Origin of the sequence: Streptomyces sp. NPDC017993, from assembly GCF_044328065.1 — a bacterium.
Taxonomy (GTDB): Bacteria; Actinomycetota; Actinomycetes; order Streptomycetales; family Streptomycetaceae; genus Streptomyces.
Genome location: NZ_JBIRGO010000013.1, coordinates 247,413 through 263,164, shown reverse-complemented (window position 1 = coordinate 263,164; position 15,752 = coordinate 247,413). Strand labels below are relative to the sequence as shown.

Sequence of the window (15,752 nt, the reverse complement as noted above, 5' to 3'; positions counted from 1 at the left end):
TAAAAACCCAACTCACACCTCTCCGCCCCCCCCCCTGGGGGGGGGGGGGGGGGTGTGGGGGGGGTCGGGGGGGGGGGCGCGGGGGGGGGGGGCGGGGGCCCCCCCCCCCCCCCCCCCCCCGCGCGCCTCGACTGCGGGCGCCGCATGCGGCGCCCCCTGTTCAGAGCGCGCCGAACCCGACCTTGCGGGCCGTCTGCTCGCCGATCTCGACGTAGGCCAGACGGTCCGCCGGGACCAGAACCTTGCGACCGTGGTCGTCCACCAGGCTCAGCAGCTGTGACTTGCCGCCCAGCGCGTCGGCCACCGCGCGCTCGACCTCTTCGGCAGACTGCCCGCTCTCCAGAACGATCTCGCGGGGTGCGTGCTGCACGCCGATCTTGACCTCCACGGCTTATGTCCCTCCGACGGTCCGAGGTCCCCCGGCGTCAGCTGGGGGAAGGTGCGCGATCTTCCGCGCGGTACGCAGCACACATTAGCCCGGCGCGGGGGTCGAGCGGACGCCCTGGAGCACGCCCGCAGCGAACACACGCGACGCCGACCGCGAACACGCGCGACGCCGGCCGCGGCACAGGGCCGCGACCGGCGTCGCGCGTGGGCGCCTTCGGCGCGGACGGGTCAGTGGGTGTCCGAGCCGTGCAGCGGGAAGCCGGCGATGCCCTTCCAGGTGAGTGACGTCAGCAGCTGTACCGCGGTGTCGCGCGGGACCTTGCTGCCCGAGGAGAGCCAGTAGCGCGCCACCACCTGCGAGACGCCGCCCAGGCCCACGGCGAGCAGCATCGACTCGTCCCTCGACAGGCCGGTGTCCTCGGCGATCACCGCGCTGATGGCCTCGGCGCACTCCAGCGAGACCTTGTCCACCCGCTCGCGGACGGCCGGCTCATTGGTGAGGTCCGATTCGAAGACCAGCCGGAAGGCGCCGCCCGGGTCCTCGACGTAGGCGAAGTAGGCGTCCATCGTCGCCGCGACGCGCTGCTTGTTGTCGGTCGTCGACGCCAGCGCCGTACGCACCGAGTGCAGCAGGGACTCGCAGTGCTGGTCGAGCAGCGCGAGGTAGAGATCCAGCTTGCCGGGGAAGTGCTGGTAGAGCACCGGCTTGCTGACGCCCGCCCGCTCGGCGATGTCGTCCATGGCAGCCGCGTGGTAGCCCTGCGCGACAAAAACTTCCTGGGCCGCGCCCAGAAGTTGATTGCGCCGGGCTCGGCGTGGCAGGCGTGTGCCCCGCGGGCGTGCCGCCTCGGTCTGCTCGATGGCGCTCACGCTGCCTCCCAGAAGTGGTTCCGTACGCGGCGCACGCAAGATGGTGCGTCACGCCCGCCATCGTACTTTTGGGTAATGCGGCTGTGCGTCGTCGGAGGTGAGAATTTCGCTCCGTGGACGCCGCTCGAAGCTGACATAACAGCCCAGGTCATCGGTATTCGTCTTCGTTGAGCTCCACCACGCGGGCCTGCTCCGCGAGATCCGCCTCGTTGGCGGAGGCCGGGTCGGCGTCCGCGAGCGCCTCGTCCCACTGCGGTTCGACGTCGGCGTGCTGTTCCACGGCGTCGTTCTCGGGCGCTTCCACATCGATCTCCGCTGCGTCGTTCACGTCGTCCTCGTCCTCGAAGGTGTCCGGATCGGTCGGGTCGACGGGCATGGTGGCTCCCTCTCTCGCATTCGGCATGAAGCAGGGGCCGGGCAGCTGCCCTCCCTACGAGCCTAGGAGAGTGACTGCGGCAGCGCGATGCGGTGTGTGACAGCGAACACACAATCGGCCGCGTGATCATCTCGTAACATCGTGCCCATGTCTTCGACCGAGTCGCCGGACACCCGGGCCGCCCTCCCGGTGCCGCCAGCCGGCCCGGGCCCCCGGGCGGGGGGTGCGGGCGAGACGGTGCGATCCGTGAACCTGCCCGGACTGACGGTCACGGTGCGGTCGCCGGACGGGACGGCCACGGGCCGGGGCGGCGGCTCCGGCCCCCGCGAGCGCGCGCTGTTCGTCCACGGCCTCGGCGGCTCCTCGCAGAACTGGTCCGCCCTGATGCCGCTGCTCGCCGACCGGGTGGACGGCGAGGCACTCGACCTGCCCGGCTTCGGCTACTCACCCCCGCCGGACGACGGCGTCTACTCCGTCTCCGCGCAGGCCCGAGCGGTCATCCGCTACCTCGACACCACCGGGCGCGGGCCGGTGCACCTCATCGGCAACTCCATGGGCGGCGCCGCATCCACCCGGGTGGCCGCCGTCCGCCCGGACCTCGTCCGCACCCTGACCTTGATCTCCCCCGCGCTTCCCGAGCTGCGTCCGCAGCTGTCGGCGGTGCCGACCGCACTGCTCGCCGTCCCCGGCGTCGCACGGCTCTTCAGCCGGCTCACCCGCGAGTGGACGCCCGAGCGCCGCACCCGCGAGGTGCTCTCGCTCTGCTACGGCGACCCCGGCCTGGTCACCCCCGAGGGCCTGACCTCGGCCGCCGACGAGTACGCGCGGCGGCTCGAACTCCCGTATTTCTGGGAGGTGATGGAGCGTTCCGCGCGCGGGCTGGTGGACGCCTACACCCTCGGCGGGCAGCACAATCTGTGGCGGCAGGCCGAACGGGTGCTCGCCCCCACCCTCCTCGTCTACGGTGGACGCGACCGCCTGGTCGGCTACCGGATGGCCCGGCGGGCGGCCGCGACGTTCCGTGGGGCGCGGCTGCTGACGCTGCCGGAGGCCGGGCACGTGGCGATGATGGAATACCCAGGGGCGGTGGCGCGGGCCTTCCGCGAGCTGCTCGACAGCGATGTGACCGAGAAGACCGCTGACGCGGGCAGGAGCTGACACGCCCAGTGGGACGCCATAGCCGCCGAGGCCGGCCGGAGAACGCAGCGGACAACCCGGGGTCCGCCGACCCGCACGACGTGCCCGACATGCACAGCGCGCCGGACCCGGACGCGCGGCCGGGCGCGACCGGTGGCGGCGCTGCCGAGGGGCCGGGGCGCCGCCGGCGCGGATCTGCGGAGGGCGACGGATGGCCGTCCGGCGCGCCGGGTTCCGGCGGGCCGGGCCGTGGTGGCTCCGATGGCGGGCCGTGGGCCCCGGGTGCGCGCGGCGGCCACCCCGAACAGCGAGAGCCGGGCGGCGGCTGGGGCGCGTCCCCGGCGTCCGGCGGTCCCCGCATCCCGCGGCCCCGGGCGGCCGAGCCCGAGGCCGGCCCGAGGCTCGGCGCGTCCGGCGCTGCCGGGGTGACGGGGTTCGGCGCGGCCGGTGGGCCGCGCTTCGGCACGGGCGTACCCGACGGCCCGCCGGCGGGCCGTGCCCCGGACGGCTTCGGCGGGCTCGTCACCCCGCTCGCCCCGCAGGGCGCCCCGGGGCCGCGGCGGGAGTATGTGGAGGCCTTCGCGGACGACGACGTCTTCCGAGCCGGTGCGCCCGGTGCGGGCCGGGGAGCCGGGCCGCGCGGCGACGGGGCGGACACCATGGCGGACGGGGTGCCGCCCGGGGGGCGGTACACCGGACGCTCGGTGGTCTTCGACCGGGAGTCCGACCATGAGGACGCGGGGACCGACGACCCGGACCTGCGCACCGCACTCGGCGCGGACGGCATGGACGCGGACGGCGGGACGGAGCAGGCCCCGCTGCACGGAGCCGAGGCGATGCGGGCCGGTAAGAAGGGCGCCAAGGGGCGGACGTTCACCGGTGCGGCGGCGGCCGCCGTGACCACGGTGCTCGCCGTGGTCATCGCCGGACAGGTCGCCGAGCAGCACAAGGGCGGCGACGTACAACCCCGCAGCGGCCCGGACCGGGCGGACGGTCTCGACGACGCCCCCTCCCCGACGCAGGCCCCTCCCACCCCGGACGCGAAGCCCGCCTCGTACGCCCAGAAGATGGCGCAGGTCATTCCGCTCGACGCGAAGCTGACGGCCGACGGGACCTTCACCGCGGCCGGCGGCGACGCCGAGGCGCCCGGCCGCGGGCAGGTGCTGCGCTACCGCGTCGACATCGAGGACGGACTGCCCCTGGACGGCGATCTGTTCGCCCAGGCGGTCCACAAGACCCTCAACGACGAACGCAGTTGGGCACACGGCGGACAGCGCGCCTTCCAGCGGGTGGGCTCGGGCGACGCCGATTTCGTGATCACGCTCGCGAGTCCGGGGACGACCGCGAAGTGGTGCGCGAAGTCCGGCCTGGACACCACCGAGGACAACGTCTCCTGTGACTCGGCGGCCACCGACCGCGTCATGATCAACGCATATCGCTGGGCGCAGGGCGCCAAGACCTACGGCCAGGACGAGATGTTCGCCTACCGGCAGATGCTGATCAACCACGAGGTCGGCCACCGGCTGGGGCACAACCACGAGGGCTGCAGTCGGCAGGGCGCACTCGCCCCCGTGATGATGCAGCAGACAAAGTTCCTGACCACGGACGGCGCCACCTGCCGGCCCAACTCCTGGCCGTTCCCGCCGAGCTGACCCGCCGGGGACGGGATGTGGGCTGTTCTCGTCGGAGGCGCCCGCGCCGGCACGGGGCTCGTCAAGGGGCGCCGGTCTCCGCCACCGTGCCGCAGAGCGGCGGTCGACCGGGTGTACGACGCTCCCCGCCGGTCTTCCCCGCAGCCGCCGGGACCCGTTTCCGGTGCTCGTTCCGCAGGTCGCGGCCCGCCGGGGCGGCTACGCACGGTGCCGTGCCCCTCACATAGCGCGTTGAAACGCCCCCCGGAGGGGAAAGTTACGCGTGTTCACCCCTTTTGGTGGTGCGACGGACAACCGTCCATCGCGCCACCGGCCCCTTTGCGTAGCTTCTTCCTGCAGGTGGCGGCGAGTCCGCCGCGCCAAGGACGCCGATATGGGAGGACGGGGGTGCACTCGTGCGCATCGGAATGCTCACCGAGGGTGGTTATCCGTACGCGTCCGGTGAGTCGCGCGTGTGGTGCGACCGGCTCGTGCGCGGGCTCACCGGCCATGAATTCGAGATCTACGCCCTGACCACCGACCCCCGCCAGGAAGCGCGCGGCCGGGCCGAACTGCCCCCGCACGTCAGGCTGGTGCACAGCGCACCCCTGTGGGGCGAGTTCCCCGACGAGCACCGCAGACATCCCGAGGAGCGCCGCAGCCGCGGCGCGGGCCGCCGCGAACGCCGCCGCTTCGCCGAGCACTTCGGCGACCTCACCGCGGCGTTGACCCCGGTGCACAACCCGGCGCACACCCCGGACGCCGCCGACGGCCCGCAGGCCGCCACCGACTCCACCAACGGACAGGCGGACCGTTTCGCCAACGGTCTCTACGGGCTCGCCGAACTGGCCCGTGAACACGGCGGACTCCCACTGCTCCGCTCCGAGGAGGCCGTGCGCCTCCTGGAACGCGCCTGCCGAGCCCCCCGCGGCCTGCCCGCCGCCCAGGGCGCACAGATCCAGGACCTGCTGGCCGTCACCGAGCGGCTCGAACTCGCCCTGCGCCCCCTGTCGCTGGACTGGTACGGCGACAACGACGGCGGCCCCGGGCTCGGCGGCGTGGAACTCTGCCACGCCACCTCCGGCGGGGCCGCTGCCCTCCCCGGCCTGTTGGCCAAACGCTTCTTCGGCACCCCACTGCTGGTCACCGAGTACGGCGTGCGACTGCGCGAGCACTACCTCGCGCGCGCCGCCTCCCCCCTGACCGCCCCGGTGCGCGCCCTGCTCGCCGCCTTCCAGGGGGCACTGGCCGCCGAGACCTACGCCCAGGCCGCGCTGATCACGCCGGGCAACACCCACGCCAGGCGCTGGCAGGAGCGCTGCGGCGCCGACCGGGCCCGGCTGCGCACGGTCTACCCCGGCATGGACGCCCGCCGCTTCGCCGCCGTCCCGGACGCCGTGGCCGACGACTCCAAGACCCTGGCGTGGGTCGGCGCCATCGAACCCGCCAAGGACCTCGTCGCCCTACTGCACGCCTTCGCCGAGATCCGCAAGGCCGAACCGGACGCCACGCTGCGGATCATCGGCGGGCCGGGCCGCGATCCGCAGGCCCCCGGATATCTCGCGCACTGCCGGGCCCTGGCCGCCCAGCTCTTCCCCGACGAGGCCGCCGACGCGCGCACCGTCGGCGAGAACCCGGTCAGCTTCGAGGAGATCGGCAGCCCGGAGGTGCCGACCCCGGAGGATGCCTACGCGTCCGGTGCGGTCGTGGTGCTCTCCAGCGTCATCGAGGGTTTCCCCCGCTCCCTGGTCGAGGCGATGTTCTGCGGCCGCGCCACGGTCTCGACCGATGTCGGCGCGGTCTGCGAGGCCATCGGGGGCACCGGCCTGGTGGTCCCGCCGAGGAACCCCCGCGCCCTCGCCGACGCCTGCCGCGCGCTGCTCGGCGACCCGGCCCGCAGGGCCCGGCTGGGTGCCGCGGCCCGCGCGCGGGCGCTGGAGCTGTTCACCGTCGAGCAGAACGTCGCGGCATTTCGTGGCATCTACCTGGAGCTGATCTCGCGCGCTCCCGGCCGCGCGGCGGAGCCCGGCGCGGTGGACGCCCATGGCGTACCGCACCCTTTCGCCCGCCCCGCGGAGTCCCACGTCCCCGGCCGCTGGGCCGCGCCCGCCGCGGCCACCCGCGCCGCGTCGGCCGGCCGGACACCGAGCTGGGCGACGCCGGAGGCGGAGCGCGCGGCGATGCAGACCCTCCGGGCGACCGCGGAGCGCACCGGCGGGGGAGCGGTGCCGTCCGCGAGAGCGGGGGAGCCGGTGGGCGCGTACGGCGAGGTCGGTGCGTACGACGAGCGCGCCGCGCGGCCTGCGGACGTCGGGGCAGCGAGGCGTACCGGGGTCGGCCCGGCCGCCGCCGACGGTGCGCGGGACGGCGCCGACGCCTCCCTTCACGACCTTCCGGGGGACGCCGCTCGGGCGCCCGGCGTGGCGGTCGGAGCCGGCGGCTTCCCGGCGCCCGCGCGAACGGCGGGCACATGAGCGGACGCGACGAGCTGCGGGCCGCGCCCAGGCCCCGAGCCGACACCGGCCCGGCGCGGCGGACGACGAACAAGACCCCAGAGGCGATGAGGCGGACGTGGTGAGCGTGATGGACATGACGGTGGTGACGGGCGTGCTGGACGTGGTGTGTGCCGTGGGTGTGGTCGGCGTGGCGCTGGCGACGGGTATGACGGACGTGGCGCACGGCAACCGCAGAGCCGTCGGCCGGGCAGCCCTCCCCGCCTGCACCAGAGTGCGCCCCGCCCTGGCCGGCCGCGTGCGCCCGGCGGCCCGCCCGCCACGGCGTCGCGCCGCCCACTCCTGCTCGGCCCAGACGGTCCGTGCCCAGGCCACAGGGAGAGGAGACACGGCATGACCGCGCCCCGAACGCAGCGCCCCGCGCCCGGCGACGGCCCCCTCACCCCCCGGAGCCATGGCGCCTGGGACGGCCCGTCCGCCGCCCTGATCGACAAGGACGACCGGCCCGCCGCCGCGGCCGACACACCCACGGCGCACCGGGACCGCACGCCGGCCGCGGCACCCACCCCACCACCAGCCACCCGCAAGGAAGCCGCCGCGCGCCCGCCCCGCCGCGGCCCCGCCGACCCCGTCAGGGCCCTGATGCACCGCCACCAGGAGCTGTGCGCCCGCGCCGTCGACGCCCTGGAGATCGCCGCGGGCCTGGAGACCCACGGCGTCACCGACCGCACCGCCGCACGCTTCCGGCACCGCGACGTCTTCTCCCTGGCCGAGGAGCTCTACGCCCGGGTACCGCGCGCCGAGCCCGCCCCCCTCGCCGCGCCCCGCCCGGAGCCCGCCCCCCGCTCCCGCAGCGTGCGCGCGGTGCTGCACCTCCTGCCCGGCGCCGTCTGCGTCGCGGTCGTCGCCGCCGTCGCCTCCGCCGCCCCCACCACCTGGTGGACCCGGCCCGCGGTGGCCCTCGCGGGCCTCGTACTGGTCGCCCTCGCGGTGCGGCTGAGCGTACGGTCCGGTCCCCTGCGGGCACACCGGCCCGGCGGCAACTGGGCGACACCGTGGATCTGCTGGACCGTCGGCTACGCACTCTGCGGCGACTGGCTGCTGACGGAGCTGCTGGCCGGCGGCCCCGACCTGCCGCACGCCCACCCCCGCCCCGCCGTCGCCGCCGTCCTGGCACTGGCCTTCGCGGTCGCCCCCGCGGCCTGGTGCGCCCGCTTCTTCGCGGTACGCGGCAGGCGCGGCCTCGCCACCAGCCGCGGACTCGGCGAACTCGCCGCCCGAGTAAGGCCGTTGCTGCTCGGCGCCACCGGACTCTTCCTCACGGCACAGGTGGCGCTGCTCGTCGGCACGGGACTGCTCCTCGGCGGCACCGGTGCGCCGGAGACGGCCGCGGCCTCGGCTCTGGGCGTGCTGCTCTTCTTGGCCCGGCTGCTCACCGTGCACGGCTTCCGCGACGCGGCCGCGGCGGGCCTCGCCTCGGCCGCCGCCCTGGAGGCACTCGCCCCGGCCACCGTCCTCACCGCCCGGCTCCCGGGCCTCGCCCCGCTCGGCCGCCCGGTGGAGGCGCTGACCACAGCGGCGGGACCGGCCGCCGTCCCCGCCGTCGCCTGCACGGCCGCCGCACTCGGCCTGCTCCTGTACGGCCTGCGCGCGCTGACCGGGGCCTGGGCTCACTCGCCCGCCCCGGCCGCTGAGGCGGACCGGCCGTGACCCTCGGGACACCCCTCGGCCCCCACACCGCCGCAGCACCCCGCACGGACCGCCCGCACGGGCCCCCACACCACGCACCACCCCCGAAACGGCGCCCCGCCTCCGCCGCTTCGCCCCCTTCGCCGCAGGCCCCACCCCCCACGTGGCCGCCCCCAGGGCGGACGCCGAACCCGCGGCCGGAGCCGACGCACCACTTTCCATCCGCCATAGGAGCGCGACACATGAACGTCCACCCGACCACACGCCACGGGCACCGGGGGGTTGCACGATGAGGGTGCTGCTCATCGGCGCGAACGGCTACCTCGGCCGCTACGTCGCCGACCGTCTGCTCGCCGACCCGGCCGTCCAGCTCACCGCCCTCGGGCGGGGCGACGACGCCGACGTCCGCTTCGACCTGGCCACCGGCAGCCCCGGCGCGCTCACCCGCTTCCTCGACGCCGTCCACCCCGGCGTCGTCGTCAACTGCGCGGGCGCCACCCGCGGCGGAGCCCGCGACCTGACCCGGCACAACACCGTCGCGGTGGCCACCATCTGCGAATCGCTGCGCCGCAGCGGCTGCGGCGCCCGACTGGTCCACTTGGGCTGCGCCTCCGAGTACGGGCCCTCCCAGCCCGGCTCCTCCACCGCCGAGGACGCGGTGCCCCGCCCCGGGGGGCCGTACGGCGTGAGCAAACTGGCCGCCACCGAACTGGTCCTGGGCTCCGGCCTCGACGCCGTCGTGCTGCGGGTCTTCTCCCCGGTCGGGCCCGGCACCCCGGCCGGCTCACCGCTCGGCCGGCTCGCCGAGGCCATGCGCCGCGCCATGCAGGCCAACGACAGCGAGCTGAAACTCGGCGGCCTCGGCGTCCAGCGCGACTTCGTCGACGTCCGCGACATCGCCCGAGCCGTGCACGCCGCCTCGCTCTCCGCCGCGCAGGGCGTCGTCAACATCGGCACCGGCCGCGCCGTACGGCTGCGCGAGGCCGCGTCCGTCCTCGCCCGGGTCGCCGGCTTCGGCGGCTCGCTGCACGAACTCGACTCCCCGCCCGCGCGGCTGGTCATCCCGGGGCCGTCCGCAGAACACCCGGCAGGCGCACCGCCCGCCACCTACCCCTACCCCGACGGCTGCGGCACCTGGCAGCAGGCGGACGTGCGCACCGCACGCGACCGGCTCGGCTGGCGGCCGCGGATCGGCCTGGAGGAGTCCCTCGCCGACATCTGGATGGAGGCCGCATGTCGTATCTGAGCACCCCCGCGGGCACCACCCGCGCCCCGACCGGCGCCGGGCCGCTCGGGGTCGGGGTGCCGGGCTTCGCGCACCCGCTGCTCGCGCCCACCGAATGGGCCGAACTGCTCCGCTGCTCACGGGGGTTCGTGCTGCCGCCGGAGCCCCTCCGGGACCGGCCCGGCCACGGCTATGTCCCGGTGGCGCCGGTGCACTGGGCGGTGCTCAACGTCTCCAACGGCCCCGGCGCGCGCCCCGATCCGCACTGCATGCCCGCCGCCGCGCGCCTGCGCGAGACGGGTGTCCGGCTGCTGGGACACCTCGACACGGGCTGCGGCGCGCGCCCCTTCGGGGAGCTGGTCTCCGACGCGCACCGCTACCTGGAGTGGTACAAGGTCGACGGCTTCTGGATGGACCGCTGTCCCACGGATCGGACACTGCTGCCCGAGACCCGGCGGATCGCCACCACCCTGCGGACCCTCCTCGACGACGCCTACATCGTCTTCGGGCACGGCTCCCACCCGTTCCCCGGCTACGCGGAGTCCGCCGACCAGCTGGTCACCTTCACCGGCGCCTGGGCCGACTACCGCTGGTCACAGGTGGCCGAGTGGACCGCCGACTACCCGCCGGAGCGGTTTTGCCACCTGGTCCACGGCGTGCCGCGGACGCATCTGGACGAGGCGCTGCGGATCGCGCGCTGGCAGGGTGCCGGCACGGTGTACTTCACCGACCGCCGTGACCAGGGCGGAAATGCCTGGGAGTCGCTGCCCGGTTACTGGGACGAATTCGTCTCGCGCATCGGACCGGGTGTCTCGGAATGAAGAAGGGCGTGGCAGTGTTACGGGAAGAACCATCGTATTGAGATCGACCAATCCCTTGTTGAGGTCTTCTGTGTCGCTGCCACCCCTGGTCGAGCCAGCTGCTGAGCTCACCGTCGACGAGGTCCGCAGGTACTCCCGCCACCTGATCATCCCCGACGTCGGGATGGACGGGCAGAAGCGGCTGAAGAACGCCAAGGTGCTGTGCGTCGGCGCCGGTGGCCTTGGCTCGCCCGCGCTGATGTATCTGGCCGCGGCCGGCGTCGGCACCCTGGGCATCGTGGAGTTCGACGAGGTCGACGAGTCGAATCTGCAGCGCCAGATCATCCACAGCCAGGCCGACATCGGCCGCTCCAAGGCCGCGTCCGCCAAGGACACCGTCCTGGGCATCAACCCGTACGTCACGGTCAATCTGCACGAAGAGCGGCTGGACTCCACGAACGTCATGGAGATGTTCGCCGAGTACGACCTGATCGTGGACGGCACGGACAACTTCGCCACCCGCTACCTGGTCAACGACGCCTGTGTGCTGCTGAACAAGCCGTACGTCTGGGGCTCGATCTACCGCTTCGACGGCCAGGCGTCGGTGTTCTGGAGCGAGCACGGCCCCTGCTACCGCTGCCTGTACCCGGAGCCCCCGCCGCCCGGCATGGTCCCCTCCTGCGCCGAGGGCGGCGTGCTGGGTGTGCTGTGCGCGTCCATCGGCTCCATCCAGGTCAACGAGGCCATCAAGCTCCTCGCGGGCATCGGTGACCCCCTCCTCGGCCGCCTGATGATCTACGACGCGCTGGAGATGACCTACCGGCAGGTCAAGGTCCGCAAGGACCCCGACTGCGCGATCTGCGGCGAGAACCCGACCGTCACCGAGCTCATCGACTACGAGGCCTTCTGCGGCGTCGTGTCGGAGGAGGCCCAGGAGGCGGCGGCAGGTTCGACGATCACTCCGAAGCAGCTCAAGGAGTGGATCGACGCCGACGAGAAGATCGACATCATCGACGTTCGCGAGCCGAACGAGTACGAGATCGTCTCGATCCCGGGCGCCCGCCTGATCCCGAAGAACGAGTTCCTGATGGGCACCGCCCTCCAGGACCTCCCGCAGGACCGGAAGATCGTCCTGCACTGCAAGACCGGCGTCCGTTCCGCGGAGGTGCTCGCGGTCCTGAAGTCCGCCGGCTTCTCCGACGCGGTGCATGTCGGCGGCGGCGTCATCGGCTGGGTCAACACCGTTGAGCCGGAGAAGCCGATCTACTGATCACCCAATGCAGCGGGCTGCGACTCTTCGTCGCGGCCCGCTGTCTTGCTGTCTGGGGCCGTCGTCGTCGGTCGTTGTTGTTTGCTGTAGGTGCCCTTCCGGCGGCCCGCAGACGGCCCGGCGTACCGTCCTTTTCGGCATGGGCGGCAGCGGCGTAACCGGGCAGTCGTGCAGATGGGACGCCTAGGGGTGCTCCGGGATGGCCGACCGGGGCGCGGGCAAGCCCCGCAACGACCGCCAGTGAGCAGCGTCTTTGGGGTTCGCAAGGAATTCCACCAGCAGGTCTGCGGCAAGCCCGAACGCAGGCCCCAGCCCTTGAAGGCTGTGGGACGCTCCCGCGAGATAGATCGGCTCTTCCTCGATGAAGTGCGTCTCGTGGTTCCTCTCGCACCCGCATGTCACACACGCGCTCGCGAAGACGCTGGGGGTAACGCCCTCCGAACAGTCCACCTGGAGCAAGAACTCAAGCCGGCTGTCGACTCCCTCGGACACCGTGACCACTGTGCACAGCACTCCCGGCTCCCACTCCCACAGTGCCGGGGGACCCGGGGCGAGTGCCACGTCCACCTTTGCGGCCCCCTGACGGACGAGCTCCAAGTCGCCCTCATCGGCGACCGGAAAGAGCTGTTCGAGAGGGGCATTCGCAAGGGGCCCGCACTGCGGCATGGTCATGCGGCCGATCATCGCAGCCTGCGGCAGAGCGGGGGCCGGTGCCCGGCGCTCGGGTGGACGCTGAGCGCTCGGGGGAGTGCCTGAGCCCTTCGTGCGCCCTCGCGCTCGCTCGGTCCGCGGTGCCGGTCCGCCGTCGGTGTGCTCAGATCTCGCCCTTGCGGGTCAGGTAGGTGAAGGCCAGCCACCCCGGCAGCACCGGGAGCCAGAAGACCATCAGCCGGAACAGCAGCACCGCCGGGAAGGCGGTGTCGGCGGTGAGCCCCGCGAACGTCAGCGCTCCGATCAGCGCGCCCTCGACGGCGCCCACACCGCCGGGGGTCGGCGCGGCCGAGCCCAGTGCGTTGCCCGCGAGGAAGGCGACCGCGATGCTGGCGTAGCTGATCTTGTCGCCGCCGCCGAACGCGCGGATCGAGGCGTCCAGGCACATCACGTTCGCCGCGGTCAGCAGCAGCATCCCGCCGATACCGGTGATCAGCTTCCGCGGCCGCTGGAGGATGTCCAGCATCCGCGGGACCACCCCGGCGAACAGCGACCGCACCCGCGTCGAGACGAATTTGCGCAGCGCCGGCACCGCGGTGACGATCAGGACCAGCACGGCCACGGTCAGCAGGCCGGCGATGACCGTACGGGAGGGCGAGATCTGCGGGGTGCGCTCGGTGCCCGTCAGATAGCCGAAGGTCAGCAGCAGCAGGACGTGGCTGCCCAGCCCGAACAGCTGGGAGGCGCCGACGCTCGCCACGGCCAGGCCCGGCCGGACGCCGGCGCGCTGCAGGAAGCGGGTGTTGAGCGCCACACCGCCGATCGCCGCGGGCGCCACCAGCTTCACGAAGTTGCCCGCGATCTGCGCCACGACGGTGCGCACGAACGACACCTTCTCGGTGACGAATCCCAGCAGGCTCATCGCCGCCGCGATGTAGGTGAGCGCCGAGAAGAACATCGCGACCAGCACCCACACCCACTGGGCCTCGCTGATCACATCGCCGAGGTTGAAGTCGGTGAGCTGGGAGAGCAGCAGATACACCGCGAAGGCGCCGGCGATCCAGCTGATGAGGATGCGTGGGCTGAGGCGTTCCAGCCGGGCCGGTTCGATCACCGCCGTCGGGCGGATCAGCAGGACTTCCTGCCGGATCTGCGAGAGCAGGTCCTCCTCGCGGGCCTCCTCCGTGGCCTCGTCCAGGGCCCGCTTCTCGGCGTTCTTCTCCGCGATCTTCTCGGCCCGCAGGGTCTTGCGGTCCTTCGGCCCGGCCGCGGCCAGCGCCTCCCGGGCCTCCTTGGCGGCCTCCGACGCGGCCAGCACCGCCTCACGCTCCCGCTTGGAGCGCTCCCGGGCGCGCTGGCGCAGCGTCGCGCGGGTGGTGCGGCTGAGCGCGATGGGCTGGAGCAGCGGAAGGCTGTCGGCGACCGCGTCCGGGCCGAGCACCTCGACGGCCGCGGCGACCGCGCGGTCGGCGCCGACCCGCAGGCCGCAGGTGGTCAGCAGCTGGGCGATGTCCATCCGCAGCACCAGGTCGCCGGCGGCGATCTCACCGCCGCGCAGCTCGGTCAGAACGATGTTGCCGGAACGATCCACCAAAAGGGCGTCGCCGACCAGCCGCCGGTGCGCGATCCGCCGGGACTGCAGGGCCTCGACCTGCCGCCAGGCGCTGTGCATCAGCGCGTCGGTGATCTCCTCGTCGGCCAGCGCGTCCAGATCGCGGCCGCCGATGTGCTCGTAGACGAGCATCACCGCGTCCGGGCCGAGCTCGGAGGTGGCGATCAGCTTCGGGGCGTTGGCGCCGGCCGCGATCGCCGCGTACGCCAGCAGCGCCTCCTGCTCCAGGGCCTGACGCAGCGACTGAAGGCTGCGGCGCTGGTTGATGCCGCGCAGCGAGAGGCGGCGCCAGACGCGGTAGAAGAAGCCCTGGGCCTGTTGCTCGCGGTCGACGACGGTGACGTCGATCGGCGGGCCGTCCTCCAGGGTGACGATGTAGCGGCGGCCCCGGTCGGCGTGCTCGGGGTGGTCGGGGCTGTCGGGGCTGGTGGCGTCCTCCGCGCGCATCGCGCTGACCGGGTGGAACCCGACCCGGCGCAGCCCCGCGAGGAGGTTCTGGCCGGTGGGGCGGACGTTGGGGGAGCCGACGGCGTAGAGGGTGCCGTAGGCGACGGTCCAGCCGATCAGCACGGTCGTGACGATCGCGAACGGAGTGGTGTAGCGGCCGACCAGCACCGCGAAGGCGTCCAGCAGCAGCACGAACCACATCGCGACCCGCCAGCGCGGCCGCCGCGACATCCCCACCGCCGTCATATAGGCGATGACGGGCGCGAGGTAGCTGTGCACGGGCGCGGTCAGCGCGCCGTTCTCCAGGGGCTGGGTCAGCGCGTCCCGGATGGACGGCGGCGCGGCCTCGGCGACCCACAGGTCGGTGGCCAGCGACACGCCGTGCGCGAGGACGGCGGCGAGCACTCCGTCCGCGATCCGCAGGCCGTCCCGCTTGATCAGCCGCTCGACGGCGAACGCCACGGGCACGATCAGCACCGCGACGCTGGAGGTCAGCCCGGCCAGGTTGATCAGCAGCTGGGGCGCCTGTCCCGCGCCCTTGCCGATGTCGTTCTCCAGGCCCTGGGTGGTGCCGTGCGCGAAGGTGGCCAGGCCCAGGACGAGCGCGATCCCGGCGATGCCGAGCAGCAGCCGCAGCAGGTCGGCCGGGCGGTGCACTCGGGCAGGCAGCAGCGGCTCGTCGCCCGAGACCCGGTCGACGTGGAACTCGCCGCACTCGTCAGCCACCAGGTCGGCGCGGTGCGAGCCGGTCCGGGGCGTGCCGCGGCCCGCCTCGGCTGCCGGGTCCTCGGCTGCCGGGTCCTCGGCTTCCGGGTCCGCGGTCTGAGGCTCCTCGCGCTCCTCCTTCCGCAGCTCGGGTGGCTCGGGCTCCGTTGGCCCTTCCGGTCTCCGGGATTCGTCGGGTCGTTCGGCCTTCTCGATCGTGCTCGCCTTTTCGGTAGCGGAAGCCGTGGCCGGCTCCCGTTGGTGCTTCCCCTGTTCCGCCGCCTGTCGCCGCCTCGACCACCTGGTCCGGGCGGTCGGTTTCCGGGCGGCGCCGGCGGCGCCGACGACCAGCGCGTCAGGGGCGCCCGCCTCCCGTGGAGGCACCGCACCCTGCTGCTCGGCCGTCTCTTCTTGATCTCGTATCACCAGTCACCGTCCGGAAGATGGTGGCACGGCCGGGCGGTGGAGCGGGGCATCAGGGTGCATTTCGGGGACGCGG

13 protein-coding genes are annotated in these 15,752 nt (G+C 73.7%); 8 read left to right on the top strand and 5 right to left on the bottom strand.

From position 1 onward, the window contains the following. Positions 1–160: 160 nt before the first annotated feature. The 3 genes from ACH4FH_RS24730 to ACH4FH_RS24720 form a co-directional block, all read right to left on the bottom strand. Positions 161–388: a DUF3107 domain-containing protein gene (locus ACH4FH_RS24730; protein WP_393896399.1), complete on the bottom strand. Its 228-nt coding sequence runs from the start codon at positions 386–388 to the stop codon at positions 161–163. Positions 389–615: 227 nt separating this feature from the next. Further along, on the bottom strand, positions 616–1,257 hold the full coding sequence (locus ACH4FH_RS24725; RefSeq protein ID WP_398558048.1) for a TetR/AcrR family transcriptional regulator: 642 nt from the start codon (positions 1,255–1,257) through the stop codon (positions 616–618). Positions 1,258–1,405: 148 nt separating this feature from the next. After that, positions 1,406–1,633, bottom strand: coding sequence for a hypothetical protein (locus tag ACH4FH_RS24720; protein ID WP_398558047.1), 228 nt, complete (start codon positions 1,631–1,633; stop codon positions 1,406–1,408). 147 nt (positions 1,634–1,780) lie between these two features. Here ACH4FH_RS24720 and ACH4FH_RS24715 point away from each other — a divergent pair, with 147 nt between their 5' ends. The 8 genes from ACH4FH_RS24715 to moeZ all read left to right on the top strand — a co-directional run bounded on the left by ACH4FH_RS24715 (position 1,781) and on the right by moeZ (position 11,838). Next, positions 1,781–2,791, top strand: a complete 1,011-nt coding sequence (locus tag ACH4FH_RS24715; RefSeq protein ID WP_398558046.1) for an alpha/beta fold hydrolase — start codon at positions 1,781–1,783, stop codon at positions 2,789–2,791. 89 nt (positions 2,792–2,880) lie between these two features. Then, positions 2,881–4,422, top strand: coding sequence for a DUF3152 domain-containing protein (locus ACH4FH_RS24710; protein WP_398558069.1), 1,542 nt, complete (start codon positions 2,881–2,883; stop codon positions 4,420–4,422). Positions 4,423–4,817: 395 nt separating this feature from the next. Next, positions 4,818–6,875, top strand: coding sequence for a DUF3492 domain-containing protein (locus ACH4FH_RS24705; protein ID WP_398558045.1), 2,058 nt, complete (start codon positions 4,818–4,820; stop codon positions 6,873–6,875). 109 nt (positions 6,876–6,984) lie between these two features. After that, on the top strand, positions 6,985–7,251 hold the full coding sequence (locus ACH4FH_RS24700; RefSeq protein ID WP_398558068.1) for a hypothetical protein: 267 nt from the start codon (positions 6,985–6,987) through the stop codon (positions 7,249–7,251). Further along, entirely contained in the window at positions 7,248–8,564 is a 1,317-nt protein-coding gene (locus tag ACH4FH_RS24695; protein ID WP_398558044.1) for a hypothetical protein, read from the top strand. Before ACH4FH_RS24700 ends, ACH4FH_RS24695 begins: the two co-directional genes overlap by 4 nt. Positions 8,565–8,832: 268 nt before the next feature. Next, complete coding sequence (locus tag ACH4FH_RS24690; protein WP_398558043.1) at positions 8,833–9,789, top strand: NAD-dependent epimerase/dehydratase family protein; 957 nt, start codon at positions 8,833–8,835, stop codon at positions 9,787–9,789. Continuing rightward, a complete protein-coding gene (locus ACH4FH_RS24685; RefSeq protein WP_398558042.1) occupies positions 9,777–10,589 on the top strand; it encodes a spherulation-specific family 4 protein in 813 nt (270 codons plus the stop codon). The genes ACH4FH_RS24690 and ACH4FH_RS24685 overlap by 13 nt, the downstream gene beginning before the upstream one ends. Positions 10,590–10,659: 70 nt before the next feature. Continuing rightward, entirely contained in the window at positions 10,660–11,838 is a 1,179-nt protein-coding gene (gene moeZ / locus ACH4FH_RS24680; RefSeq protein WP_398558041.1) for an adenylyltransferase/sulfurtransferase MoeZ, read from the top strand. Positions 11,839–12,021: 183 nt separating this feature from the next. Here moeZ and ACH4FH_RS24675 read toward each other — a convergent pair whose 3' ends face one another. Together ACH4FH_RS24675 and ACH4FH_RS24670 are read right to left on the bottom strand one after the other, a co-directional pair. Continuing rightward, positions 12,022–12,510 (bottom strand): hypothetical protein, encoded by a 489-nt coding sequence (locus tag ACH4FH_RS24675; RefSeq protein ID WP_398558040.1) that lies wholly within the window; start codon positions 12,508–12,510, stop codon positions 12,022–12,024. 142 nt (positions 12,511–12,652) lie between these two features. Beyond that, a complete protein-coding gene (locus ACH4FH_RS24670) occupies positions 12,653–15,679 on the bottom strand; it encodes a lysylphosphatidylglycerol synthase domain-containing protein (RefSeq protein ID WP_398558039.1) in 3,027 nt (1,008 codons plus the stop codon). Between the last annotated feature and the right edge of the window lie 73 nt (positions 15,680–15,752).